The sequence below is a fragment of the Leptolyngbya sp. GB1-A1 genome (assembly GCF_039962475.1).
Lineage (GTDB): Bacteria > Cyanobacteriota > Cyanobacteriia > Elainellales > Elainellaceae > Leptolyngbya_A.
In genome coordinates, this window is record NZ_JAMPLI010000007.1 from 122,178 (window position 1) to 148,714 (window position 26,537).

General features: G+C 50.2%; 23 protein-coding genes. 10 read left to right on the top strand and 13 right to left on the bottom strand.

What is annotated here, in order from left to right; translation table 11 throughout:
* The first annotated feature begins 102 nt into the window (after positions 1–102).
* Both NDI45_RS10025 and NDI45_RS10030 read left to right on the top strand, forming a co-directional pair.
* Positions 103–894, top strand: coding sequence for a WecB/TagA/CpsF family glycosyltransferase (locus tag NDI45_RS10025; protein ID WP_348247210.1), 792 nt, complete (start codon positions 103–105; stop codon positions 892–894).
* A 265-nt stretch (positions 895–1,159) separates the two neighbouring features.
* Positions 1,160–1,750 (top strand): TIGR04376 family protein, encoded by a 591-nt coding sequence (locus tag NDI45_RS10030; protein WP_190793941.1) that lies wholly within the window; start codon positions 1,160–1,162, stop codon positions 1,748–1,750.
* A gap of 118 nt (positions 1,751–1,868) precedes the next feature.
* Here NDI45_RS10030 and guaA read toward each other — a convergent pair whose 3' ends face one another.
* Together guaA and cbiD are read right to left on the bottom strand one after the other, a co-directional pair.
* The gene (guaA, locus tag NDI45_RS10035) at positions 1,869–3,476 is read right to left on the bottom strand and encodes a glutamine-hydrolyzing GMP synthase (RefSeq protein ID WP_190793940.1); all 1,608 of its coding nucleotides are present in this window, start codon (positions 3,474–3,476) and stop codon (positions 1,869–1,871) included.
* A 110-nt stretch (positions 3,477–3,586) separates the two neighbouring features.
* Positions 3,587–4,723, bottom strand: a complete 1,137-nt coding sequence (gene cbiD, locus NDI45_RS10040; protein ID WP_348247211.1) for a cobalt-precorrin-5B (C(1))-methyltransferase CbiD — start codon at positions 4,721–4,723, stop codon at positions 3,587–3,589.
* 156 nt (positions 4,724–4,879) lie between these two features.
* Here cbiD and moaA point away from each other — a divergent pair, with 156 nt between their 5' ends.
* Positions 4,880–5,869 (top strand): GTP 3',8-cyclase MoaA, encoded by a 990-nt coding sequence (moaA, locus tag NDI45_RS10045; protein ID WP_348247212.1) that lies wholly within the window; start codon positions 4,880–4,882, stop codon positions 5,867–5,869.
* Between the two features lie 142 nt (positions 5,870–6,011).
* Here the strand turns inward: moaA and rpsD are convergent, their stop codons facing one another.
* Positions 6,012–6,620 (bottom strand): 30S ribosomal protein S4, encoded by a 609-nt coding sequence (gene rpsD, locus NDI45_RS10050; protein WP_348247213.1) that lies wholly within the window; start codon positions 6,618–6,620, stop codon positions 6,012–6,014.
* 515 nt (positions 6,621–7,135) lie between these two features.
* Between rpsD and NDI45_RS10055 the strand changes: the two genes are divergently transcribed.
* Positions 7,136–7,357 (top strand): DUF4327 family protein, encoded by a 222-nt coding sequence (locus NDI45_RS10055; protein ID WP_348247281.1) that lies wholly within the window; start codon positions 7,136–7,138, stop codon positions 7,355–7,357.
* A gap of 64 nt (positions 7,358–7,421) precedes the next feature.
* Here the strand turns inward: NDI45_RS10055 and NDI45_RS10060 are convergent, their stop codons facing one another.
* Positions 7,422–9,419, bottom strand: a complete 1,998-nt coding sequence (locus NDI45_RS10060; protein ID WP_348247214.1) for a serine/threonine phosphatase — start codon at positions 9,417–9,419, stop codon at positions 7,422–7,424.
* A 398-nt stretch (positions 9,420–9,817) separates the two neighbouring features.
* On the opposite strand from NDI45_RS10060, the gene folP reads away from it, so the two are divergent.
* Positions 9,818–10,699 carry a dihydropteroate synthase gene (folP, locus tag NDI45_RS10065; protein ID WP_348247215.1) on the top strand — a complete coding sequence of 294 codons (882 nt, stop codon included), beginning with the start codon at positions 9,818–9,820 and terminating at the stop codon, positions 10,697–10,699.
* A 10-nt stretch (positions 10,700–10,709) separates the two neighbouring features.
* Here the strand turns inward: folP and NDI45_RS10070 are convergent, their stop codons facing one another.
* The 4 genes from NDI45_RS10070 to NDI45_RS10085 all read right to left on the bottom strand — a co-directional run bounded on the left by NDI45_RS10070 (position 10,710) and on the right by NDI45_RS10085 (position 15,884).
* Positions 10,710–11,561, bottom strand: coding sequence for a stomatin-like protein (locus NDI45_RS10070; RefSeq protein ID WP_190793934.1), 852 nt, complete (start codon positions 11,559–11,561; stop codon positions 10,710–10,712).
* Between the two features lie 115 nt (positions 11,562–11,676).
* The gene (locus tag NDI45_RS10075) at positions 11,677–12,138 is read right to left on the bottom strand and encodes an NfeD family protein (protein ID WP_190793933.1); all 462 of its coding nucleotides are present in this window, start codon (positions 12,136–12,138) and stop codon (positions 11,677–11,679) included.
* Positions 12,139–12,592: 454 nt separating this feature from the next.
* On the bottom strand, positions 12,593–14,503 hold the full coding sequence (locus NDI45_RS10080; protein ID WP_348247216.1) for an alpha/beta fold hydrolase: 1,911 nt from the start codon (positions 14,501–14,503) through the stop codon (positions 12,593–12,595).
* Positions 14,504–14,753: 250 nt separating this feature from the next.
* A complete protein-coding gene (locus NDI45_RS10085; protein ID WP_190790585.1) occupies positions 14,754–15,884 on the bottom strand; it encodes a glycosyltransferase in 1,131 nt (376 codons plus the stop codon).
* Positions 15,885–15,983: 99 nt separating this feature from the next.
* Between NDI45_RS10085 and NDI45_RS10090 the strand changes: the two genes are divergently transcribed.
* The 4 genes from NDI45_RS10090 to NDI45_RS10105 all read left to right on the top strand — a co-directional run bounded on the left by NDI45_RS10090 (position 15,984) and on the right by NDI45_RS10105 (position 17,682).
* Positions 15,984–16,508 (top strand): TIGR00725 family protein, encoded by a 525-nt coding sequence (locus tag NDI45_RS10090; protein WP_348247217.1) that lies wholly within the window; start codon positions 15,984–15,986, stop codon positions 16,506–16,508.
* Between the two features lie 144 nt (positions 16,509–16,652).
* A complete protein-coding gene (locus tag NDI45_RS10095) occupies positions 16,653–16,964 on the top strand; it encodes a hypothetical protein (RefSeq protein ID WP_190790587.1) in 312 nt (103 codons plus the stop codon).
* Between the two features lie 207 nt (positions 16,965–17,171).
* Positions 17,172–17,393 (top strand): hypothetical protein, encoded by a 222-nt coding sequence (locus NDI45_RS10100; protein WP_190790588.1) that lies wholly within the window; start codon positions 17,172–17,174, stop codon positions 17,391–17,393.
* Positions 17,374–17,682 carry an HNH endonuclease gene (locus tag NDI45_RS10105; protein ID WP_242067180.1) on the top strand — a complete coding sequence of 103 codons (309 nt, stop codon included), beginning with the start codon at positions 17,374–17,376 and terminating at the stop codon, positions 17,680–17,682. The genes NDI45_RS10100 and NDI45_RS10105 overlap by 20 nt, the downstream gene beginning before the upstream one ends.
* Positions 17,683–17,772: 90 nt before the next feature.
* Here the strand turns inward: NDI45_RS10105 and NDI45_RS10110 are convergent, their stop codons facing one another.
* The 5 genes from NDI45_RS10110 to NDI45_RS10130 form a co-directional block, all read right to left on the bottom strand.
* Complete coding sequence (locus NDI45_RS10110; protein ID WP_348247218.1) at positions 17,773–19,971, bottom strand: ATP-binding protein; 2,199 nt, start codon at positions 19,969–19,971, stop codon at positions 17,773–17,775.
* Positions 19,972–20,202: 231 nt separating this feature from the next.
* Complete coding sequence (gene crtO, locus NDI45_RS10115; protein WP_348247282.1) at positions 20,203–21,906, bottom strand: beta-carotene ketolase CrtO; 1,704 nt, start codon at positions 21,904–21,906, stop codon at positions 20,203–20,205.
* A gap of 235 nt (positions 21,907–22,141) precedes the next feature.
* On the bottom strand, positions 22,142–22,330 hold the full coding sequence (locus NDI45_RS10120; RefSeq protein ID WP_190790590.1) for a hypothetical protein: 189 nt from the start codon (positions 22,328–22,330) through the stop codon (positions 22,142–22,144).
* 691 nt (positions 22,331–23,021) lie between these two features.
* The gene (locus tag NDI45_RS10125; protein WP_190790591.1) at positions 23,022–23,510 is read right to left on the bottom strand and encodes a DUF4383 domain-containing protein; all 489 of its coding nucleotides are present in this window, start codon (positions 23,508–23,510) and stop codon (positions 23,022–23,024) included.
* Between the two features lie 81 nt (positions 23,511–23,591).
* A complete protein-coding gene (locus tag NDI45_RS10130; RefSeq protein ID WP_348247219.1) occupies positions 23,592–23,939 on the bottom strand; it encodes a hypothetical protein in 348 nt (115 codons plus the stop codon).
* A 1,191-nt stretch (positions 23,940–25,130) separates the two neighbouring features.
* On the opposite strand from NDI45_RS10130, the gene NDI45_RS10135 reads away from it, so the two are divergent.
* On the top strand, positions 25,131–26,507 hold the full coding sequence (locus NDI45_RS10135; protein ID WP_348247220.1) for a PAS domain-containing sensor histidine kinase: 1,377 nt from the start codon (positions 25,131–25,133) through the stop codon (positions 26,505–26,507).
* Positions 26,508–26,537 lie beyond the last annotated feature (30 nt).

Below are 26,537 nucleotides of genomic sequence, written 5' to 3' on the forward strand. Positions count from 1 at the left end.
GTTTCAATCTGACTTCTTAACTGCATCAATCCGGCGAACAAAAATTTTCTCTCTATTTTTGAGTAACAGAATGGTGAGCGTGATGTGGAGGAGAAGCTCCAGATGAGCCAGGTAAAACTACTGAATGTTGATATTGATAATCTCTCAATGACGGAGCTGCTTGAGAAGCTGAATCGCGGCACGGTATTTACGCCGAATGTCGATCATCTTGTAAAGCTGCAAGCCGATCGCGAATTCTTTGAGGCTTACCAGGACGCAGACTTCAGAACTTGCGATAGTAAAATTTTATACTATATAGCAAAGCTGCTGGGTTGCCCGGTTAAGGAAAAAGTTTCCGGGTCGGATCTATTCCCTGCCTTCTGCGAATACCATAAGCGCAGCGAAGACATCTCTATCTTTCTGCTTGGAGCGCGAGAAGGAGTTGCGGCTGAGGCTCAGCGTCGGATTAATGCAAGAATTGGCAGAGCCATTGTCACCGCTGTGAATTCTCCCTCCTTCGGGTTTGAGCGGAGCGAAGAGGAATGCGAACAAATTATTGACCTAGTCAATCAATCTGGAGCAACAGTCCTCGCGGTGGGAGTTGGTGCACCAAAACAGGAAAAGTTTATCCATAAGTACAAGCACCGCTTTAAGCACGTCAAGATCTTTATGGCGGTCGGTGCAACGATCGACTTTGAGGCAGGAAACGTGCTGCGTGCACCCAAATGGGTTAGCGAAACGGGTCTAGAATGGCTTTACCGCCTGCTTTCGGAGCCACGTCGTCTCTGGCGACGCTATTTAGTCGAGGGACCATCTTTCTTTTGGCTAACCTTTTTGCAAATGTGCAATCTCTACCGAGATCCGTTTAAGGAAAAAGGCTCTGAAGCATCCACGGCAACCCGGATTACCGCCTGAGCAAAATATTGCAATTGTTCAGTAATCGAAGACGGAGGCAGGACTTTTACCCTGCCCCATTTTTTTGCCTTAATTTTTTGCCTTAATATAAAATACCTTAGGAAAATCCCTTAGAGGGATGTCTGAGCAAACTGCCAGCAAACTGCCAAAAGCAGCATGAAACTGGCTGAAAGTGCTGCTACGATAGGGGCACATTCGGGAAGCCTGACGACAACCGATCGATCCAGCAGTCGTCATTGAGTCGTCGTTGAAGGGAGAGTCTGCAATGGGATTGTTTGAGGATTTAAGCGGCTTTTTGGAAAGCAGACTGGAGGAATTTCTGCGAAATAACCCTCATCTCGAATTGCAGGCACTTGCTGACAAGCTTGCGGAACAGGAGGAAGAAGCCATTCGCCTGCTGGGAAACTTGCGCCTGCGCGAAAAACAGCTTCAGGACGAAATCCTGAATACGGCTCAGGAAATTCAACGCTGGCATGTGCGAATCGAAAAGGCAAAGAATGCTAATCGGCTCGATCTCGTAAAGCCTGCCGAAGAACGAGAAGCTGCACTGCTGCGCCAAGGCAATCAGCTTTGGGGGCAAATGGAACTTGTCAAGGAGCGTGTCAAGCAGGCGATCGAGCTTCAGAGCCAAATTAAGGTGCGCCGTCAGGAAATCAAGGTTAAATTAACCGAAGCAGAGGCGGCTGCTCGTGCCACCGCACAGTCAGAGCAGTTTCAAACTGACCAGCAGTGGCAAACAATCGGCTGGAACCAGGGCTTTAGTTCCAACACTGCCGCCGATCCGCTTGAGCAGTCCTTCCGGCGCTGGGAGATGGATGAGGAGCTAGAAAATCTAAAGCGGCAGATGGGTCGCTAACCGAAACGGGAGCGAATTAAAAAATCGTTCCCCTGGCGTTTTCCACAGGAGTGGCGAAGTTTTCCACAGACTTTGCGGGGGTTTTCCACAGGCTTGGGGATTTTCTGGACTGCTGAACCTATTCCCACTCGATCGTCCCAGGTGGCTTTGAGGTAATGTCATAAACAATGCGATTCACCCCACGTACTTCATTCACAATCCGGTTAGAAATGGTTTCCAGCAGATCGTAAGGCACTCTTGCCCAATCTGCTGTCATGCCATCCTCACTGCGAACAAACCGGAGCACGATCGGGTAGGCATAGGTGCGCTGGTCGCCCATCACGCCTACACTGCGGATCGGCAGCAGCACGGCAAACGCCTGCCACAGCTCATGATACATACCGGCACGGTTGATTTCCTGCCGCACAATCAGATCAGCATCGCGGAGAATGTTGAGCCGCTCGGCGGTTACTTCGCCCAGAATCCGAATTGCCAGTCCGGGACCGGGGAACGGCTGCCGCTGCACAATTTCTTCGGGTAGCCCGATCGATCGTCCCACTTTTCGCACTTCGTCTTTAAACAGCTTGCGAAGCGGCTCGATCAGCTTGAACTGCAAATCTTTGGGCAATCCGCCGACGTTGTGGTGGCTCTTGATTTTGACTGCTACTCGTTCGCCCGTTTGAGGATCAACGTTGGTGTCTGCCGATTCGATCACATCCGGGTAAAGCGTACCCTGTGCCAAATAGTCAAACGGACCCAGCCGCCGCGATTCTTCTTCAAATACATGAATGAACTCATGTCCGATCCGCTTGCGCTTTTCTTCGGGATCGGTCACGCCTTCCATTTGCGCCAGGAATCGATCGCGAGCGTTGATATATTCCACCGGAATGTGAAACTGCTCCTGGAAGAGTTTGAGTAGCCGCTCTGGTTCTCCCTTTCGCATAAAGCCCTGATCGATAAACATACAGGTCAACTGTTCACCGATCGCCTTATAGAGCAAAAACGCCAGTGTCGAGGAATCCACTCCACCGGAAAGTGCCAGCAGCACTCGTCTATCGCCAACTCTGGCACGGATCTCGCGAATCGATTCTTCCACAAAAGCCGCTGTCGTCCACGTGGGTTCACAGTCGCAGATGTGATAGACGAAGTTGCGAATCAGCGCGATCCCACCGATCGAATGCACCACTTCGGGATGGAACTGCACGCCGTACAGCTTTTTATCGTGGTGGGCGATCGCCGCGCAGGAGGTATTTTCGGTGTGGGCAAGCGTTTCAAACCCAGTGGGCAGATGAGTGACTGAATCCCCATGGCTCATCCACATCGTGGTGCCGTCTTCCACGTTGGTCAACAGGTCAGTTGGGTCATCAATATACAGCGACGCTTTGCCATATTCTCCTCGCTCTGCTCGCTCGACCCCGCCGCCCAACTGCTGCACCATAAGCTGCATTCCATAGCACACGCCCAGGATGGGAACGCCCAAATTCCAAATTTCGGGATCGCAGTGGGGCGCGTAGTCGTCGTAGACCGAGCTGGGTCCGCCAGAAAGAATAATGCCTTTGGGGTTAAGCTGGCGCAGTTGTTCGATCGTAGTGCGGTACGACAGCACTTCAGAGTAAACCTGGGTTTCCCGAATACGTCGGGCAATGAGCTCAGAGTATTGTGAACCGAAGTCTAGAATCACAATGATCTGGCGATTGAGCTTTTCCGCAGACGATGCGGTTGGGGGTTGTTCGGTTTGAAGAGTCACCGCTTAATCCTGCTGTTACATCCTTAATTGATTAACCAAGATAACTTGCTAAACCGCTCTGAAGAGCGCGAAGTAAAACCCTTTCGTTAAACGTAATAATTTTTGAATATTTAATCCAGATTAACAAACCTGTGCAGCAATGTTGCGCCAATTTTGCTCTGTACTAGAATTTGCCGATCGCGATCGAACAGGACTGATCCCACCTGTACTAGCTGACTGCAGTGGATCTGGATATAGGCAGCAGCGCGGCGATCGATTTGCTCTGCGATCGAACCATAAACCTGATTAACCCAGTGACTTCCCTCCACCGCATCCAGCTTTCGCAGATATTGTAAAGCAGCCTCAGTCGTTGGACTGGAAAACACTGCCTGCACATCGAGAGTCGGCAGTCCCGAATTGGCACAGTGCGCTGCTAAGATTTCCTGCCGTCCGTCAGCGACATGATGATGCGTGTGAAAAATGCCGCCTGCCAGTTTAATCAGCTTGCCGTGATAGCCAAACAGCAGCACCGATCGCGCCCCCTGTAAGCCTGCTTCCACCAGCATCGATCCCAGCCAGTTTGCCGTTTTAATTAGCCGATCGGCACTGATGCCCTGCTGCTCTGCCAGATCCAGCCCATTCTCACCAATACAAAAGACCAGCCCGTCATTTCGGTTGGCTCGCTGCTGAAGCTCCTGCCGAAACAGTTCAAGTTGTCCAGGTGCGCTGAGCGGTTGAGCGATCCCCGATGTTCCCAGCAGCGATAAACCCTCAACAACGCCAAAAGCCGCATTAGAAGTTCGCGTTGCCAGCGACCGACCCTGCGGCAAAATGATCGTCACTTGAATAGCGGTTTCTGGGGGTAGCCATGCTGCCAGATTGTAGTGCAGTAATCGCTGAGCATAGTCATAAATGGCAGGCTGATGGTTAGCGTAGATTTGTTTGCCGATTCCTTCGCCGCCTCGAATCACGATTAAATCTGATCCTTCGGGCATCAGCTCAACCAGTGCCCAGACGGGTGTATCTCGTGTCAGATCCAGATTGTCTCCGGGATCACTGCGGCTAATTGCTAAAGCAGCAGTGTCAGACAAAAGGGCAATTTGCTCGATCGCAATCTCAGCCGTTTCATCAGGTTCGATTAAATCGATCGATACTGAAGTCAGCGGAAATCGATCCTCTTCAAGCCATCGCAGAGCTGCAACTGCCGCAGCACAGGCAAAGACGGGTAGAGTATAGCCTGATTGAGGGGGAGAAACAGGGTCAAACAAGGGAGAGTAACAGATATTAATCAAGTAAAGTTGGGGGCACAGAATTAGGAAGACTAGGGATGCTCCCCACCTAGCTCAGCAAAAACAAGGGTTGCCATTCGTTAAGATAGGTCTATCTTCCCGTTTCATTTCTAAACATTAACCCAAGTTGCGCCTGTGAATCCTGTTGTTGATTACCTTCGCATTAGTCTGATCGATCGCTGTAATTTTCAGTGTCAGTACTGTATGCCGGAAGGAGCGGAACTGGAGTACATCCGCAAGCAGGAAGTTTTAACCGATGCAGAACTGCTGACACTGCTGCGCGAAGTGTTTATTCCCTGCGGCTTTAGCCGATTTCGCCTGACCGGGGGTGAGCCGTTGCTGCGTCCGCAGGTGGTGAGTCTGGTGCAGCAAATTGCCGCGCTGCCAGAAACTCAGGATCTCTCGATGACCACAAACGGCTTTTTGTTAGCAGACCTTGCACAAGGACTTTACGATGCTGGGCTGCGCCGCATTAACATCAGCCTCGACTCCCTGGAACCTGAAGTATTCAATCGGATCATTGGCAACCGGGGCAGAACCCGCTGGCAGCAGGTCTGGAGCGGTATTCAGGCGGCGCATCGAGTTGGCTTTGATCCGCTCAAGCTGAATGTGGTGGTAATTCCAGGCGTGAATGACCATGAAGTGCTGGACTTGGCGGCACTGACGATCGATCGCCATTGGCACGTTCGCTTTATCGAGTTTATGCCGATCGGCAATGGGAATCTGTTTGGGGACAAAGGTTGGATTGATTCTGAAACCCTCCGGCAGCAGATTCACCAGCGGTGGGGCCTGGTTGAGGCACGGGTGCGGGGCAATGGTCCTGCGGATGTGTTTCAGATTCCAGGCGCAAAAGGAACGCTCGGCTTTATTAGTCAAATGTCAGAATGCTTTTGCGATCGCTGTAACCGGATGCGGCTCTCGGCGGATGGCTGGTTGCGCCCCTGCCTGCTAAATGAAACTGGACAAATTGATTTGAAAACCGCTTTGCGATCGGGGGTTTCCACCCGTGAGCTTTGTGCTCAGGTGCAGGTACTGCTTGACCTTAAGCCTGCAATTAACTTCAAACAGCGGGAGTCGGGCACAGTCGGAACCTATACCCGCACCATGTCCCAAATCGGCGGCTAAACGGCTAAAAATCAAACAAGCCCCCGGACTGACGGTGTCCAGAGGGCTTGCAGAAAACTTGTCTTGTCTCGATGAACCGACTCCGCAGCCGCACGGAGACGATCGCTGACGACAATTTCGCCAAGAATTGCGATGGGAGAATCTAAGCCTGACGCGAGTAGTACTCAACCACCAGCAGTTCGTTGACCTGAAGCGCAACCCATTCGCGCTCTACGACGCCATTGACTTTACCTGTCATCTTGCCTTTATCAAATTCCAGGTGGCTGGGCAAGTGCGCCAAGCCAGGGAACTGTAAATTTGCCTCAACGAGCTTGCGAGAACGCTCTGTATCGCGCACTGCAATCACTTCACCCGGTCTGCACTGATAGCTGGCAATATTGACCACGCGACCGTTAACCGTGACGTGACCGTGATTCACCAGCTGACGCGCACTAGGAATCGTCGGAGCCATGCCTAACCGAAAAACGGTATTATCCAGCCGCATTTCCAGCAGTTGCAGCAGCACCAAACCTGTTGAACCCGCCGCACGACGTGCCTTACGCACATAGCGAAGGAGCTGTCGCTCAGAAACACCGTAGTTAAAGCGGAGTTTTTGCTTTTCTTCCAGTCGTACCGCGTATTCAGAACGCTTCTTGCGTGCTTGCCCGTGCTGTCCGGGGGGATATGCTCGTCGGGCACTCTTGCGGGTTAAACCGGGTAACTCGCCCAAACGACGCACAACTCTGAGGCGCGGCCCTCGATATCGTGACATCTAGCTTCCTCTCTGTGTAAAACTTACCCAAAAGTATTATTTTAGCGGCTTTATGCAAAAGAGAACAGATCTGTTTGTAATTAATTCAGTCAACTTTGGTTTGGTCTCGTTAATTTTGGACGGCTTCTCGCAGAATCAACTTGTTCAGGGCAGGCTACAGGCGTTAGTTCTTGGTGTTAGTTCTTAAAGATTGCTTTTATCTCAAATATCGCTTTTAAGCGATCGCCTCTTTGCGCGATTGCTCCAATCTAGCTTCTTTGGTTGCTTCTTGATGATTAGTCTCGCTTACTGCTGACGGTCACTTTCATTGTAATAAGCAATAATTCGCGAAAAATGCAGTGTGCGCCATCACAAAAATAGATTTGTGCTAGTATATGAAACTGGATAGAGGCTCCTGCTCTCACAAAACTGTGCGGCATGACACGCTCAACCGGAGCGGCACTGAGTTAATCAGCAGGGGTATAGCCAGAAAAAATTAGAACATTTCAATAACAATAACCATGACAAAAGGTGTTATGAACCAGCAGGTTGCTCACCCGATGGAAAAATTGCAGCGACACGTTCGCTCGCTTGTTCAGTCAAATGTGCTGAAATCGACCGATCGCATCTGGAAAATTGCTTTTCTTTATGGCGACGAGTGGGCGTTCTGGAAGCGTGAGCTAGAGGACTTTGACTTTTCAATGCAGGACACGATCGAATCCCTGCTGGCTGTTGAAACTTGGGAAGATGACGAATAAAACGCCCGGTTTTCTCTGGTTTTTCAATGTGCAGCTTCAGTTTCTGAACGCCCAGATAGACCTGTTAGGGCTGAGGTGAGTGGGCTTGCTCCAGCTTTTGCCCGAATAGCTCAACGTCGGGACGAACTTTAGCGCGAATCACCAGCGCAGTTACGTTATCGTGCCCGTTTTGCTCATTTGCTAGATTAATCAGTTGCGTCACCCCCTCTTCGAGCGAAGCCTGGGTTCGCAGCATTGGCTCCAGACAAGTTTGCCATTGCCGTTCGAGCAAATTGTTATCGGATAAGCCGTCAGAGCAAAGCAGCAATAGCAGGTCTTCTGTTAGTTCGAGGAACTTGACATCTGGATTAATGAAGTTCTCGTCTCGGGGACCGAGTGCCTGAGTAAGCTGATAAGCATCGGGACGGGCATAGGCGATCGACGGTTCAACGCCGCGCTGGATCTCACGCTGCCCGACTTCGTGATCGGTTGTAAGCTGCTCTAGTCCACGCGATCGACTGAGGCGATAAAGGCGACTGTCTCCCACATGGGCAATCGCCATCTCGGTGTTTTGGATCAGCACCAGCACCAGGGTCGTTCCCATGCGTCCGCTGCCCGATCGCTCGTCCTCTTGATTACGCTCGTAAATTGCCCGATTGGCTTGCATAATACCTTCCCGAATGCAGGCTTCGCTGGGGAGGTTATCCTGCCACTGGGCTGCAAAATACTGACTAAGCGTTTCAACCGCCAGCGCACTTGCCACTTCTCCGCCTGCATGACCGCCCATTCCGTCACAGAGAATGTAGAGTCCTTTTGCGTCCAGACTGCGACCCTGAGGCGTTTCGACTTTGCGGAACTCTGTCTGGATATTAAAGCAGTCTTCGTTGTGGTTCCGCTGCCGCCCGACATCGGTACTCGCTGCGTCTTCTAGACTAATTAGCTGCATTGGAAGGATGATCGTGGGCAATTCATCGTTTTCTGACTCCCCTTCCTCGTGGAGTGGAGGGTCAAATTGTGCTGCGCCTGGGACAGAGTTCAGGGCAGGCAGGCTAAACGGAACTGTGCTGTCTTCTGCGTCTGCGTCTGGCATGGCATTGGCGGGGAACGGTGGAGCCGTGTCATCCTCAGGGGAACTGTATGAATCGAGCGGTTCAGTTCGATCAGAGCTACTGGTCATATTGTCGTTGGTTTGCAGCAGAATGGCGATCGCTTCGATACGGGTACGTAACGCCTCAGCAGACGTGATTTTGCTGAGCATCAGCTCATGGTGTAACAGTGCCAGTTCTGTCCGATAGGTGTGCTGCGACTCCTGGAACAGCTGCTGCCACAGATCTGCCAGCATTTTGATCTCAGTAGTCTGGTGAGGTGGATCAAAATAAAGCCGTTGCAGACAAAGCAAATAGTCTTCGTCTACATACAGGTTTGCTAGCTCTAGAAGACTGCGGCAAGCTTGATGAGGTTCCAGCAAAGACCAGAGAGTTGCCATTTCGTGCAGCCAGTGCAGCATTTGCAGTGGCAAAACGGTTTCTTCTGCCCAGACTGTCTGGAGCTGAGGCAGGTGCGATCGATCGGCAAGCAGAATCACCAAAACCCCATTGGTTTGCCAGGCATCGTGAATATCAGGCAGTGCCAGAGAATGATAGTCGGTCTGCAGTTCCAGATAAGCGTTCACTTCAGGCGTAATGTGATCGCGTTGCAGCAGTTGGAGCGGGGTGGGTTGCAGGGGCTGACAGTCTAACACCCGCATGGTGAACTCTTGAGGTACGATTTGAGCCGCGATTGCTACATCAGAGCATTTTTCGAGAATGCGATAGCGCTGCTGCTGATCCAGGTACTCGGCGGTTAGGTTTGGGGCGATCGAGGCAGTGGCAGTTTCCTCTGCGAATGCTTCCCGCGTACAAACGGCATACCAAGTCGTACCTGTAGAGGTTTGACAGACAGGACATCGTTCAAGCTGAACTGAAACAAGTGTGCCACAGCCAGGACAGGACTGCTCAGCCAGCAAATGCCCACAAGCCTGACAGAATCGATGCGTGTCTGGGTTTTCGGAAGAACAATTGGGACAAATCAGCATCAGAGCCATTCCTCTAATCCTGCGACGGTTGCTGAAAGAAGTTGCCTGTTGCGCCAGATGCTTCTCTAGAACGGAAACTGGAAAAGCATGACGAGAAAAAGCGCAACTTGATCCAGGTGATGCGATCGATGACCTGTGCCAGAGAGCTGATCGCCCTTCAGAATAGGTTTCCCGCCGGGACGGCTTCAGTTACTGCTTGCTGCACCGACTTATTGCACATTCTGCTGATTGCACATTCTGCACATGTTGATCGGTTGCAGGGCTGTAATTCCTGTCAACCATCAGCTTAACTTGCCATCGGGTCCACATTCGTTTAACTTCAACATTACAGCAATTGCCGCCATCGTCTCCGGTTCCGCCTGCCTTTGCTGTGATCTGAGGCGAGTCAGCCCAATTTTAGAGAATTTATGCCTGCCGCATGGACGTTGAGAGGTCAGCCCTGGGTGTGGGGCGATCGAACCTATCTTATGGGAATTTTGAACGTCACACCCGATAGCTTTAGCGATGGGGGACAGTTTAACGCGCTCGATCAGGCCCTGAAACAAGCAGATCATCTCGCTCGATCGGGGGCAGATATTTTGGATATTGGCGGACAGTCTACCCGTCCCCAGGCAGAAATCGTTTCGCTTCAGGAAGAACTCGATCGCGTCATTCCTGTGGTTCGCGCCATCCGCACCGTTCAACCCACCTCTGCTGATTTAGCATCACCTGTTTTGAAGGAGATTCCAATTTCAGTCGATACAACGCGAGCAGAAGTTGCCCGGTCTGCCGTTGAAGCGGGAGCCGATTTGATTAACGATGTTTCTGGCGCAACTTATGATCCTGCTATGCTGCCGACCGTAGCTGAATTGGGTGTTCCGATCGTGCTGATGCACCTGCGCGGTACGCCGAAAACGATGCAGCAGTTAACCAAATATCATGACCTGCTGGGAGAAATCTACGAGTTTTTAGCCCACCGGATCGAGGCTGCGGTCAGTGCAGGAATTTCGCCCGATCGCATCATGATTGATCCGGGTATTGGGTTTGCAAAGACTTATGCTCAGAATCTAGAGCTGTTACGCGGTCTACCTCACCTTCGGTCGCTGGGCTGCCCAATGCTGGTTGGGACTTCTCGCAAAAGTTTTATCGGACATCTGCTGAACCAGCCCGATCCACAGCAGCGCGTTTGGGGAACTGCCGCGACCTGCTGTGCCGCGATCGAAGGCGGAGCCGATGTGTTGCGGGTGCATGATGTTCGCGAGATGCATGATGTCTGTCGCGTCGCAGATGCCATTTGGCGATCGAATTAAGCGATTCCGATCATGCGCCCTTGCCGGAGTCACCATTGTTGGAACGCTGTTCTGGCGTAGAAATGAGTTCAGATACCCCTTCGCTCAGGTCTCTGGGATTCATAAAGACCACTTTTGCGTTTGCACTTTGACCTAACTGAAGGTTGGCATCGACATATCTTTGAGCAACCAGGTAGCGCAGAATCTCTTCTCCTCTGGGCGTTCCTTGGACTGCCTCTGAAATGCGCTGCACTGACTCTGCGATCGCCGTTGCATTTTCGATCGCCGCCTTTTTGCGTCCGGCTGCCTCCGCTTCCATTGCCCGCTGTTCACTCTGGGATGCCCGCTCTCGCTCCAGCGCAGTTTTGATACTTTCGGGAAGCTGAATATCTTGCACTTCTACCCGCGTCACCTTCACGCCCCAGGGGTCAGTGGCTTCGTCCAGACTTTCAGACAAAGAACGGTTGATGGACGCTCGCGAGGAATAAATCTCTTGCAGATCCATGCTGCCAATCTGCGATCGCAGGGTGGTGACGACCAGATTTTTCAGGGCTTCTTCAATATCTGTAATTTTGTAGTATGCCTGACGCAGCTCAAGAATTTGCCAGAAGATCACCGCATCAATCTTAATCGTTACGTTGTCTTTGGTGATAACGTTGCTGGGATCGATGTCGAGAATTTGCTCACGCATCGAAGCTTCGATCACCAGCTCATCAACGATCGGCAGCACCCAGAAGTTTAATCCTGCCGTCAGTGTGCGGTGATAGCGTCCCAGCCGTTCGACCAATGCCTGATTGCCTTCGTTAACACGCTTGACCGAACCAACCGTTGCCCCCAACACTGTCAGCACAACGGCAAAAACCCAAATCAAAGGAGAATACATAACCCTATTGGCGATTGAGCCAGCTACAACATTGTGCCTTCTAGTTCAAATATACCGTTAGCGATCGGTTTTAGTCCTGGTTTTCGTCCTTCAGAGGGCTCTGTCCTGAGGCAATCTAGCTTTTGATTCGGGGACGATTGGAAAAGTCTTCAATCTCCTCTAGAAACGTGGTTGGAAGCACCATGAGCGTAAGTCCCTGCCGCCCCACCACATAAACCATTTGCCCTGGCGCAATGCTGATGTCAGAAATCTGGCAGCGCGCCCGCCACAGTGCCCCTTCATAAGACACTAGCCCAATGCCGCTTGGGGGAATCGTTTCCGTCACCGTTGCTTCCTGCGCCGGACTCAAATCAATCGATGCCTTTGGAACCATACCGCGCAGCACCACAATAAGGGCGATCGAGAGGATTCCCCAGAGGATGACTTGTACTGTTGCCGAAGCGAGGGAGAGTGCAGCAATGCCCGTGATTAACGCTGCAATTCCTATTGCCGCTGCGCTCGGTTCACCTGCCAGCGTCCCTGCCATCAGACACAGAAAGCCGACAAATAGCCATAGAGTAGAGGGAGGCAGGCTCATGATAAGAAATGAAGCGAGAAGACCTATTCGCTCACCTGGAAATGATTCTCTTGGAAATGATTTTCCAAGGCGATCGAACTTTTAGATCTCTGGAGAATGCTTCAAATTTAGCTGAAACTAAGGGCAATCGGGGGAAAAGTACGGTGATACTTAATTATTCAGAAAATCATGCCAAAAAGATCATTTACGAAGATATGAGTCTTTAGAGAGCTTGTCAGAGGAGGGTCGATCGGCATTTCACACGGCTACCTTTCACCCCTGGTTTCCCCTATTTAGGAAAAACTGAGCCTGGTTCAGTCAAACTCCTCCAAAATTGGGGAATTGAGGCGGCTGAAAAGAATAGAACGAGGCTGATTCGACAGGTGTACCCCGTAGCCCACTCTGGGGAAAGGGCAATTCGAGTCACAAATATGCCTTTTCAAGATGCCTTTTCAAACCTACTTTTCAGACTTGCTTAGGCTTCTGAAGTTTCTTTAGTCAGCGGCGGCTTCCGGCGTTGTCTGCGTCTGAGCAGTTGCGTGGCTGCAAGCGGTAAGCCTCCGGGCAGGATAAACATGACGAGCGGCAGGTTATTCAGCAAGCAGTCGGGGTTCAGGTCGCACAGGTTTTGCTGCGCCGCCTGCTGACGCTGAGCTAGGGTGCCTGAGACGAGCTGCTCCATTGGCAGGGCAGCCACTTTCAGCCAGTTTGTAAAGTTTGGCGGCAGCGTAGCGTTTAGCCGCAGCTTCAGGTTTGCGGTCGAAAAAGATTGGGCATAGGCAGACGAGAGAAACGGCTTGTAGCGTTCTGCTTCGGGCGTGAGCTGTTTGATAAACGCGAGGCTGACCCCCTGCAAAAGCTGCCGCAGTGCCTTGGTTTCTTCATCGGGGCGTTCACGAACAAAAATGCTTTGGGTCAGAGAGTGGTTGAGATTTGCCGGATCGCCTACGCTAAGATGGGTTGCGCCGATCGCCGTCAACAGATACTTCTTGTCCGTCTTCAACTCGGTAAACGGCAAAAACTGCTGACTCACCGCAGGCGTAATCGCATCGTCTGTGCTGGCAAGCATCAGCGTTGGAACTGCCACCTGTGCCAAGCTTTTTGCATCAAACAATCGCCCGATCACCGGATTCAGCAAAATGGTTTGAGCAATTCTGCCATCGCGGAGCTTGCCGACCTGTTCGGGTAAATCTGCTGCATTGCACTGAAGCAGATCCGCAGGCGAAAAGGCGACTGGGTTTGGGTCATTGCAGAACTCGCGCAGGTGCTTAAGGTTAGGCTGTGCCCCTGCCAGTGCCAGTGCCGTATAGCCGCCCAGCGAATGACCAACAATTGTGACCTGTTCGGTGTTGAGCTTGTCTCGCAGCCGACTGGAAAAGCGATTCATCTGCTGCAAGCGATCGAGCACAAAGCTGACATCCTTGGGACGATCGACAAATTCCGAGGCAGGCAGGATGGTACTCATCGCATTTACCCCAGCGTTATTCAGTGAGCTGCTGGTGAGCCAGGCAACGTTGCTGCCCGGATGCTCGACTGCGACAACCGTGATGCCATTCGATGCGAGATGATATGCCAGATAGCTGAGAAACCGCCGATCGGCTCCAAACCCGTGGGACAGCACGACCAATGGGCCCTGAGTGCGGCGACTCCAGTAGAGGTCAATGGGAATTGATCGATCGCGTTGATAGTCGCGCAGCGTCAGCGATTGCTTCCAGACCCACTGCTGCCCCATCTGAGCCGGATCAAGTTGTGAGCGGAAGGGCGAACTTTTCACCGTCAGCTCCCGTTCCAGCATTGAACTCAGGGTTTGGCTTTGCCAGTAGGGTAAGTTGACCTGCGAAGCAAGTGCCACCGCTGAAGCCGCATCCACCGTAACGGTCTTTTCCGGGAACGATCGCAGCAGCCCCAGGAGACTCATGCCATCCCGATGGCGAGCCGCTTGCATCAAAGTCGATCGAAGCTGCGCCGGATTCGCGCTGGGAATTGCCACTTGGAGGGTGTTGAGAAACCGCTCGCCCGAAGAGGAATACAGCAGGTCTTCCACGAGCTTATCGCCCACGTTTCGGTCTAGCTGCAGCCGACTGCGAAGGGCATAGCGCACCTGATCCGTCAGTAGCGGCGCGTAAAGGCGCAGGGTGGGGGGAACCTGTCCGGTTTGGGAAAACTGCTCTAGGTCAGAGATTTGAATTGACTGCTGAAAAGGACCAATCCGAATGGCAAGCTGTTCGGCGGCAAGTACGGGAGTTGTCATTCCACAGCCTAGCCCTAATCCTAAACCCCAGACCAGTCCTTTCATTCGCTGCCAGAAACGATAGCGGCGAGGGGCAACACAAGGCTGGAGCAGCGATGGGCACGGTCTAAATGGGAGGGGCTGATAGTCGGTCATGTTGGGGCAATGGAAAACAGCACGCGCTTTGAAAACTCAAACTGTTTAGAGTTGGAGCAAATAGAACAAGCCGCCCAGCCATTGGGAATTTTGAGCGCAAACCCCCTTGCAAAGGGATGGCTGGTGTGAGGCAGACCACCGACATCGACTTCTAGTATTTCTTGATCCTGCCGACCTCATCTCTATCTGTAACATTTTTGTAACAGGCTTTTTGATATTTTGATAACTGCGTCAGTTTTTCCTAAAGGTTTTAAAGGTTCTGTACGGTGGCAGTTTGAGGAAACCACTCGACCTGACAGGCGGCTTCAGGAAGGGCAGACTCCTGCTGTCCGATCGTGCGCCAGTGGCGGCACAGCAAGCCGATCGGTGTATCCATCACCGCATCAATCCAGGATTCTCCCTGCGATCGCTTCAGGCTTGAAAAACCCTGCTCAGTTACCGTCTGCCGCAGGACGATCGGAATCTCCTTGAGCAGCCATCGACTGAGTCGGTAAAAGGTTTCGCGCCGGGTTAAAGGCTGAGCCAGAGCTACACCGTGCAGCTCGTGCAAATAGCAATTCGATCGCCCGTAGCGCGTCCACTGATGCCGCAGCTCGCGCCAGGTTGAACGATGACGATGCTGGACGATCGCCTGTTCCGCAAACTGAAGCTGCCAAAAGCCCTGCTGCTGAATTCGCCAGCACAGATCCGCATCCCCCCCTGTGGTGAGCCAGGGACGGAATAATCCTGCTTGTTCTAAAGCTTGCCGCCGGACAGCTAAATTTGCCGTCTGCCCATAGGAATAAAACGAATGGGAGAGGGTATGACACTGAGACAGAATTTGATGGCGATCGGCGTACCGCTCAAGTAAGGAAGTTCCAGGAAGCGGTAAAATCTCGCCTGCGACAATGCCAATTTTTTCACTGCCAGCTTGTTGAAAAGGCTGAACCAGATGCAGCAGCCAATCCGGCTGGGGACGACAATCAGCATCGGTAAAGGCAAGAATTTCTCCGATCGCTGCCCGAATGCCGCAGTTGCGTGCCGCGTAGGAGCTTTGAATTTGAGTTTCAGATAGCACCCGGAGTTGAATCCGGCGATGCCAAGCAGGTTCCTCTATGGGATGAGCGGGATGATCGGTTTGGGAATCGATCGCGGGTACGGCGGGCGCGATTTCTGTCTGAGAAAACTGCGAAGCTGCTAATTCAAGTAGTTCCAGGGTGCGATCGCTGCTGCCGTTGTCAACCAGCAAATATTCGACGCGAGCGGCTGGATAAGTTTGTGCCTGTAGGCACTGGAGCAATCCGGGCAAATCTGCCTCGCCGTTGTAGATGGGCACAATCACGGAGACGAGCGGGAGCCGAGCTAGGGAAGTGTCAGGCAGCTTTGCATTCGCCAGAGCCATAACGTATAGCAGGATTGCGATAGGGTTGAATTCTGAATTCTCACAGAATGCCCAGATCGATTGGGCCTGGGATCAAATGAAGTAGAAATCTGTTGCGTAATGCGAAGAACAATCGTTGGAGTGATGGGACCAGGCGAAACGGCAACCGATCGCGATTGCCAGACTGCCTTTACCTTAGGTGAGCAGATTGCCCAGCGAGGCTGGATTTTGCTGACAGGCGGACGCGCGGTGGGCGTGATGGAAGCTGCCAGCCGTGGGGCGAAGCAAGCAGGCGGACTGACGATCGGCATTTTACCGGGAACCACTGATTATGGGATGTCTGAAGCGATTGATATCCCGATTGTGACTGGCATGGGCAGTGCCCGCAATCACATCAATATTCTCACCAGCAACGTGATTATTGCCTGTGGCATGGGAGCCGGAACGGCTTCAGAAGTTGCGCTGGCTCTGAAAGCCCAAAAGCCTGTGATTCTGATGAATGTCGATCGCCTCACAGCTCAGTTTTTTTGGCAGCTTTCAAGCAATGATCCAGCAGGAGGAACGACTCCCCATCGAATTTGGGTGGCAGAGCGTGTGGAAGAGGCGATCGAGCAAGTAGCAGCCATTCTAAAGAATCGAATCTAAAGAAATGTATCGAGTTATCTAGAACAAACCTAAAGAAATATATCAACTCGTTAAAAACAACCTTTAAAAACAATGAGTTATCTCCCATTTCGCCCGTCTGCACTCTACCCTAAGAGGTTATAGACACATTGCTAGGGTAGCTTTATGGAAGCGCAGAAGTACCGTTTGGTTTGCACCCTTACCTTTGGCGACATTTATGGTCAGATTATTGTGTGGTTACTGGTGCTATTTATTAGTCTGGCAGCAGCAATGGCATTAATGGGAGCGAGCCGTCCTGTTTACGCCCTTGCAACCGTGGGCTTAATTTTGGTGTTATCGCTGCCGTTCTTACTCTTTGCGTTTGTCACAACTTTGTTAAACCACATTGAGTTTTACCCGTTCGATGCATTAGCAGATTCGCGTCGCGGTCGCTCAAACACAGTGCAGAGCCAAAAACCCGTTCAAGCTGCAAGTTAATCTAATTCCGATCGCAGTTTTATTCACTAGCCCTTTTCGATTTTTCATAACACATCTGAATTCAATACTACGTTCTGTAACGTGTTCAACGGCGTAGACTAACCCTCCTGGTAGAAGGCATTCCACGGGTAGTCTGCGCTATTGTTTAGGAACTGTTGGGGCTTTGTTTCCCTGCATCATTTTCTGATCGTCCATCTTGGCTGCTTTATGCTTACGGTTGAAGGTACAATCTGGCGTTCCCATCTCGATCGCTGGACGCTGGTTTCTCGCCAGGGAAAAGATTACGAAATTCACAAAGGCGCACCGCAAGGATTGCTTCAAATGGGGCTGAAGGTGCGAATCAAGGGGCAGGTGCGAGACGATGTGTTTTCTTTAGCCGGAATTGGTCCAGTGCTGGAGGTTCAAAGCTTTGAGCTACTCGAACCGTGACAAAACGGCAGAATTGCGCTGCGAATTGTGCGATCGGGCTGTTCCTGCGCTGACGGCACATCACCTTACCCCACGGCAAAACACCAAGCGCAAAAAACTAGATTCCGGTCCAACGATTCAGATTTGTTCTGCCTGTCATCGACAGATTCATGCCTTTTACAACAATGCCCATCTTGCAAAAGAACTCAATTCTTTAGAGAAATTGCAGCAGGACCCGAAAATGCAAAATTTTATTGCCTGGGTTAAAAAGCAATATCCGGGTAAGCGGGTTCAGGTCGATCGTCGCTAATTCCTGAGTTTCAACGCTGTAATGATGCGGCAGAAGGCATCTGCTTTAGTGCGAGATCTGCTTTAGCGCGAGAGCTTTAGTACAAGAGCTTTAGTGCGCCATGGGTTGCCGAATTGGAATTCGGATTATGAACTCGGTTCCTGCGCCAGGCCTGGAGAAGCATTCTAATTTGCCGCTGTGTCTCTCAGTGATAATCTGGTAGCTAATCGACATCCCCATTCCAGTGCCCTTTCCGAGCGGTTTGGTGGTGAAGAATGGATCAAAGATGTGCTGTTGAATTGCTTCGGGAATGCCGCTTCCGTTATCAGCGATCGTGACTTCGATCCATCCTGCATCCATTACTGAAGTGCGGATTGTGATTCGACCTGGATGATTCAAAAGCTCCTGATAAGTGTGCTTCGTCCGATTCTCTTCGATCGCATCAATCGAATTCACCAGGATATTCATAAAGACCTGATTAAGCTGTCCGGCATAGCATTCGATGAGCGGTAGCGCGTCATAGTCCTTGATAATCTCAATTTCGGGTCGCTCTGGTGTAGCTTTGAGCCGGTGTTGCAGAATTAACAGAGTGCTGTCAATGCCTTCGTGAATATCGACTGCTTTGCATTCTGCTTCATCCATGCGGGAGAAGGTCCGCAGCGACAAAATGATCTGACGAATGCGATCGGTTCCCATTTTCATTGAAGTCAGCATTTTGGGCAGATCGTCCTGCAAAAACTCCAGATCGATCTTTTCGGCAGCCGTTTGAATTTCAGAGGCAGGATGGGGATAGTGCTGTTGATACAACTGCAAAAAACCTAATAAATCCTTAGAGTATTCCTGCACATGGGCAAGATTGCCGTGAATAAAGTTAACCGGGTTATTGATCTCATGAGCAATTCCGGCAACCAATTGTCCCAAACTCGACATTTTTTCGCTTTGAACCACTTGAGCCTGAGTTCGCTGCAACTCTGTTAACGTATTTTTGAGTTCAGCCGTGCGTTCTTCGACTCGTTCCTCTAATTCTTCTTTGCTTTGCTCCAGTGCAGTAAACGATCGGCGCATTTGCCCTGCCATGTGGTTAAAGGAGTGAGACAGGGTGTTGAGTTCTTGAATACTGCTGGTTTCTACGCTTTGATCTAGATCGCCCGATGCCATTGCTTCACTCGCTTGATTCAGGCGAAGAACGGGACGAGTAATCCATTGCGAGGTGAGTACGCCCAGCATTGAGGCAACGGCGAATGCACCAAAACAAAGCGCGATCGTGGTGCGTGTGTTCTGATTGATTTGCGCCATAAATGTGTTTTCAGGCACGCTCACGATTAGAAGCCAGTCTAATCCATACTCGTCGCGCCAAGGTGCAACATTAACAAAGTGCTGGTTTCCCTGGATTTCAAGTTGAAACTCCGCGTCCTGATTTTGAGCGATCGACTGAAAACCGCTGGAGATTTGAATGTGTCTGGCAATCATCTGAATAATCGGGTTGGGGCTATCGACAGCGTGCAATCGCTGAACTTTTTGATTGACGAGCGTAAAGGGATTTTCTTGACCAGATGTTGCAATCAAATTGCCATCCCGCTCGACCAGAAACACTTGTCCCGATTCGCTAATACTCAGATTTTGTAAGAAGTTGTTGAGTCTCAGCAAGTGGATATCTATCCCAATCATGCCTAACAGATGATTTTGTGAATCGTAGATCGGGCGGCTAGCAGAAGCAGCAATGTAAGGGCCAGAAGGCAAGCTTGTTGTGATAATTTTTGCCCAAATCGGTTTACCAGCAGCGATCGGTTCGGTGTACCAGGGTTCGGCAAAATTGCTCCAGGTTGCTTGGAAATTAACTTTAGTTCGATTGCCCAGGGCGTCTGTCGCATAGTTGGTGTTGTTATTTTGCTGTTCCGCAGTCCAATCCTCGATTGTGGTGTTTTTACCATCAAAACGAGCGGCTCCGATTCCCTCCCCTGTCGTTAGCCCAATTCCAAGATATGTCAGGTCATACGCCTGTAGCTGATCCCAAAAGTACTTGCCTAAGGCTTGCCGATCGCTCACATCCAGTACTCCTCGACGGATTGCATCTGCGTTGATCTGGTTCAGCTTTTGAGGGACGGCAAGATATGCCTCTAAATGTTCCTGAACAACATCGCTTGTGCGATCGATCAACTGCTCTGCCAGATCATTGACTGCTTGCTGCCCATTTTTAAAGGACAAATAACCGACTAAACCAACGGCTCCAAAAATCTGGAGCACGAACGGGACAATCAGGACAATTTGTAATGGAAACGCCTTATTTCTAAGGAATTGCTGGGCTTTCATGATGGGAAGAGGGGAGGGATAGTGATTCTATTGCTGTAAGATTCCCACGATGCCCACATAGGTAACTTCTGAAGGCTGCAAGGCTCAATCGATTATCCCAGAAGGATTGCTGAAGCGTTACGGAAGCATCACGATCGTTATTTGCTACCCACTAATAGAAATCAAAAAAAAGGTGAGCAATTGCCCACCCTGCGAAACTGCTACAAATACAAAATGTACAAAACGACCAAACTATTTGAACAAACGATTGGACAGCGAATAGACGACTTCCTTAAGAGATTCCCCTGCCTCATTAAGGCTTTGCCCGATCGACCATTGTTGCTGTTGCAGGAAAATGCGAGCGGCGTTGCGCCCGGGCATTCCAGAGATAGAGCCGCCGGGGTGTGTGCCTGCGCCTGTAAGGTAGAGTCCTTCAATCGGGGTGGTGTAGTTTGCCAGTTCCGGTAAGGGACGGAAGAAAATCATTTGCTCGAAGGTCATATCCAGATGATAGTAGTTGCCCTTCATCACCCCAATTCGCTCGGTGAGTTCGGGCGGGGACTCGATATGGCGATCGATAATGGCATTTTTGAGATTAGGGGCGTAGTCTGCCAGCTTATCGAGCACACGATCGGCAACCCGACCTTTCAGCTCATCTGTCCAGCCTGTGCCTTTGTAGCCGATTCCTTCAGCCCCCGCAATTTGGTAAGGCACAAAGTATTCGATCCAGAGCGTGTGCTTGCCTTCGGGAGCCAGCGATGGATCGCGCACTGACGGAATCGCCAGATACATGGAGGGATCTTCGAGCGGAATTTTGCCCACCATTGGGTCGGTATGCGCCACTTCCACCTGATTCACCGAATCAGCAATCAGCACCGATCCCATGAGAAATTCGTCTTGATGATTGTGGTTTTCAAATCGGGGCAGTTCTGAAAGGGCACAGTCAATTTTGAGAATCGCTTCGTTGTGCATCACAATCCGGCGATCGACCCGTTCCCGCAGTTCTGGATCTGCCCGATCGACATCGCCTGGATCCATATGGTGCAGGAATAATCGCTTCGCATCGAGACTGGAAATCACGCCCCGTTTTGCCCGATATTCCGTGCCGTTTTGCGTCCGCACGCCCGCTGCCCGACCGTTATCGACTAAAACGCGATCGACAGGCTGTTCGGTTAGAATCTTGCCGCCTTTACTACGAACTAGCCGCACGAGTGCATCGACCAGCGCCCCAGTTCCGCCTTTGGGTCTTGCCATTCCCGGATCATGGCGCATCGTCATCATCATTGCCCCGACCGCCATGGTTTTCTGGGAAGGTGGCGTACTCAGCTCAGCCGCTAGTCGTGCCAGGGGAGCTTTGAGAAATTCGCTGTCAAAAAACTCGTCGAGCTGGTCACGTGGGCTGCTGAACATGGTGCGGAACAAATCCAGCGTTTTATTCGGTGCGCCCAGCAGCGAAAGCGACTTGCGGATCTGATCCAGGTCAAAATTTCCGGCAATATCTCCGATCGATTTAGGCGGCGCATTAAATACGGGCGTGAGCATCGCAACCACTCGCTGCCAGAAATCCACATACTCTGCATATTTTTCGGCATCGCGTGGGCTGTAGCGGGCAATTTCGGCACAGGTTTTTTCAACTGATTTATGCGCCAGAAAATATTTGCCGTCAGGATGGGGACAGAAGATGACCGGGTCGCAAACGAGATACTCTAAGCCATACTTTTGCAGTTCCAGTTCACCCACTACCGGACCCAGATGGATAAAGATATGATCGATCGCGCAAGGATTGAACTTGAAGCCCGGAGCGGTTTCGGGCAGCAGTTCCTCAGTGGTGCAAGCTCCGCCGGGAAATTCGCCTCTTTCCAGTAAAAGGACGCTGTAGCCTGCTTTCAATAAATAAGCAGCACAAACAAGGGCATTGTGACCTGCCCCGATCAAAATTACGTCGTAGGTTTCCACTTCGGTCACTCCAGATTCATTAACCGTATGCCACTAACCGCATAAATAACGTTCCTCCGATTGCATAGGAGGGTGACAATTCCTATGTTTTACGCGTTGTTTTTGCTTTGTATTGGTGCAATTAAGACCTTTTTTCAATCTAAAAGGGCGAACGATCGTCCGCCCCTGTCTAATGGTCTATTTTTGTTATCAACTCAGTTTTTGCCAGGAAGTAGTCGGAGTTTTGTTCAGACTGTTATTCAGATTGTTCCGAGTTCTGTTCTTCGGTTGGAGTTTCGCCGCGCTCCAGTGCAGCCGGATTAACGCTCTCTTCACCGTGATCGTTGTAGGGGTATCCGGTTTCAGTCGGAATTTGCTCCTGGTCTACGTTCAACTCTTCTACCGAATTTTTATTGCCTGTACCTTTGTGACTTGCCTTTGCCATTGTCGTATCCTCAGAATAGTTGGGTTATGGTGTCAGATTTGGGAGGTGAAATTTGAAGACCCTGCATGGGAGAGGGGGTTGAAGGGGCTTCGCTTTGATTTAATGCTGGTTGCTTTAATCTTGACTGCTTTGATGCTGGCAGTTTTGATGTTGGCCATTAACCTGATATTGATAACCTAATACTGACCTAATGTCCCCGAGTTGAGTTCTCGTGAAGCTTCGATCGATTCATTCGAGAGGATCGAATTTTGAGAATAAGGTTCGCTCATCGAATCGTTCCAAACAGGTCGCTGTAGCAATTTGAATTGAGAAGATTGGAATTGAGAAGCGATTTGATTCAGTGTTATGGGTTCTACATCGTCCCCTAAATCTCTCAATATTGAAAGACAATATTGGGTGACTTTGAGCGTAAGCATGATTGGCTCGGTTCCCCCTAAAATTGGAGGGTAGGGGGGCGAGCCCGATCACAATCGGAACTTTTCAAATCGTCTTTATCTCTCTATTCTTTATCTCTTTAAGAGATGTGTCAGTGCGAAACTTGGTTCCGGCACTGCCGCAAAACCTTTTCAATCTGTTTTCAATTTGCTTTCAACCTTTATTTTCAATCTGTCGTGCGAACGTTCTACTCAATTCCATTCAAATTGGTTATCCCGCCCGCACGGTAGGATAAATTGGATCGATGGAAATTACTTTAGACCGAAGGAGAATTGGTGATATCCATCGCTTTTGCAGGCTTGATGAAGCCATAGTAGTAAGCGATCGCACCCGTCAGCGCATTAAACCAAACGTTGTTGCCCCAGATTGGCATCAAACCAAACGTATTGTTGGTAAAAGGCAGAATTCCCATCAGCGCGATCACGATGTAGGAAATTGCAAACAGGCGGTTATAAGTCAAAGAACCACCAAAGCTCGTTGCAGCAGCGATGCCAAGAATACCAACGACAATGTGGACGGCATTGTGTACAAAGTTTGTGGGAAACAGACCCAGCACATAGCCGTAGCCATCATCGAAGAACAGGCGAGGAGCATCTACCGCAACGTCAGGTGCACCCACAGGCAGCGATACAAACCCGGGCAAAAAGCCCGCAATTCCAACAAACAAGAAAATGATTCCCAGAGCTAGCGCGAGGATGCGCTCGATCGATTCCAGACTCTTAAAAGAATTGGATTGGCTTTGCATATTGAAACCTCTGCTGAATATATCGAGATACGGTTAGAACTCTACTTTCTATTCAAGCGAGGTCGCTATAAGTTCACTCTGTCAAAAGGTGGTACTATGCAAGGTTTTGCTCCTTACCGGGGAAGGATCGTGTCGCCGATCGCTGCTTACACTGCTGCTGATAGGACTGTTAACGCTCTTGCTTTCTTCCAGCCTGTAGGGATGTCGGGACTTGATGCAATGTGAAAGCGTAAGCTGCTGCACAAGACGCTCAAACTCATGATTGAGCCAGTGAATACCCTGGCTAATGCAGTCAGGACAGACCTCGCCGTATCTATCGCCCTGATCATCACATAGAATCACCCGTCCTTCTTTCATCTCAAACGACTGTTCACAGAGTGAGCAGGGCTGAGCAAGACCAGGGAAACCACACTCAACTTGCAGTTGCATATTAACCTCCTTAACGTGATGAGTACAGCGATGGATAAAGCATAAGGGTGAACGCAAGCAGGACAGGGAAAGCAAGGCGGGAGATAAGCTACTCGGTTCCCCTATTGCAAAATTCCCCAAGGCAGCGTGAAAACAAAAGCTAACCTTACTCCTTGGGAAGAAAACTGCTTCCGCCTATCAATTCTGTGCTAACACCGCTTCTAAGTCTGTATAAAAGGCGATCGTGCGATAATCCAGAGTGCTTCACTTCTCACCTATGCTTGAAGATACAGACCTAGCCTGATTAAGCTTTATTTACGAAAGTATAAATTTGTTATAGTGCTCATTCTTCTACCGAGAGAAGGAAATTAAATCTACTCTAGATGGGTTTGCTTTCTTTAAGCTCCGTCTAAAGGCGTTTTCATTAGAAACATAAACAGTTATTTTGGATACAAATTAGTAGGATCGTTAATCTAAAAAATGCAAAAAAAACCCCTGAACTCGATCAGGGGCAGGATTACAATTAGGGGAAAGTTTTTTAGCTTGTTCCTTAAACATACATTAGTTGAACTCGAAATCTCCTCGCTCGTAGGACAGAGAAGCATGAATAAAAGAACCAATTTAGAATTTGTACAAGACATATAAATACAAAGCATAGGAATACAAAGCATGAAGATAAAAGCATAGAAATACAAGCATAAAAGCAGAAAAAGTATCGCTTGAATGAGTTCTAGAAAAAAGACTTCTAGAAAAAACAGAGCAAACTTCTAGTATTTTTCCTGAAGAAATTATTTGATAAATCTATAAATAGACAATATGTACTAGTCAAGCTATCTCGTTAGCTTTCTTTGTTTCGCTTTTATTTTTTAATTATTTTTTAAGGAAAGTAAGCATTATTCTGGTTTCAAAGTTCTTCACAATCGGAAAGTGAATGCCAGCTTTAAGCAGGGCCATATCTTACCGTGGGTGATAAAAGGAATTGCTCCTCCGCATCCTCTCTTACTCCTCCGTAAGAGACAGCAAAAGCCTAATGCCTAAAGTAGAGTGCTGAAACGGCTCGAATCCGCCTGTAGAAGCGAGATCTCTCAATCTTTGAGAAGAGTACAACAGCTCGTTGTTGCACGAGTATTAAAGAATATTGTGAGCTGTGCTACTGCTCTTAAAGTCTTTTTGAAATTCACTGTGAAAAAAATGGGAACGCAGCTAACGCTTATGGAAAGCCAACGGGGGGAGGACAACTTAAGCCAGCATCTAGACATCGTGCATCAGCAAGCCGATCGTCTCTATAGCACTGCTAGCAAGCTTCCCAATGCTCAAGATCAGCAGTTTGGGAAACAACTGGTCGAGCTGCGTCAGGTGTTGAGCGAACTTCGGAGTACGGAAGAGCGGCTCATTCAAGAGCATCAGGCTTTAAGTTCAGCTTACGAGTCGGTGCAGGATCTTTGTAAGCAGTATCAGGAGACCTTTGACCTGGCTCCGGACGCTTATTTGATCACAGACTGTAGCGGCACGATCGAAGCGGCAAATCCTACGGCAACCGCAGTTTTTCGCTGTCATCGAAATGACTTAGTAGGTCGGTCGCTAAGCAGCTTGATCGCCCCTCATCACCAGCCATTCTTTCGAACCAAGCTGAACCAGGTCAATCCTATGCGGCGGGAGCGGGAGTGGGAGGTGTGCTTGCAGCGTCCGACCGGAGAATGGTTTGATGCCGCAGTGACGATCGCCGCAAACCAGGATGGGGCGGGGCAGGTCAATCGGCTGTATTGGCTCGTGCGCGATATCACAGTGCGGAAAGAAGCCGAAGAACACATGCGACAGGTGCAAGTTCAAAACGTGGAGCTGGTCGAATCCGATCGCATTAAACAGCAGTTTATGGCAACGGTTTCCCATGAGCTTCGCACCCCGATGAACGCAATCTTAGGATTTTCTGATTTGCTGCTGCGCCGATTTCATCAGCAGTATGATCCACAGCAGATCAACATGATTGAGCGGATTTTTAACAACGGTAAACACCTGCTTTCCCTGATTGAAAACCTGCTGGATGTTTCAAAACTGCGGGAAAACAATCTCCAGCTTCGCAATCAGGAATTTGATCTGGTTGAGCTGGTTTTAGAAGCAGGAAAAGAAATTCGTCCGCTGGCAACGCGCAAAAACCTGGATCTTCAGGTTGAAGTTGGGCAGGTTCCCATTCCGGTAACAAACGATCGCGTTCGGCTGCGTCAAGTGATGATGAACCTGCTCTCGAATGCCGTGAAGTTCTCCGATCAAGGCGTGATTCGGATTGAAGTACAGCAGGTTGCAGACGATCGCATTTCGATTACCGTAAGTGATACTGGAATCGGCATTGATCCCGCACATCATTCGCAAGTTTTTCGAGAGTTTTGGCAGGTTGAACAATCGCTGAATCGAGCGTACGGCGGCACAGGGCTGGGGCTGGCAATTTCCGCCGGACTGGTGAAATTGATGGATGGCACGATTACCGTTGAAAGTGATTTGGGTCAGGGGGCGGTCTTTCGGGTAGAGCTACCCGCTCAGCTACAATCTCCGCAATCTCCCCAATCTCCCCAAACTAAAGTAGAAGTCCTCTAAAAAGGTCATTACAATCAACGTGAGAGGGAA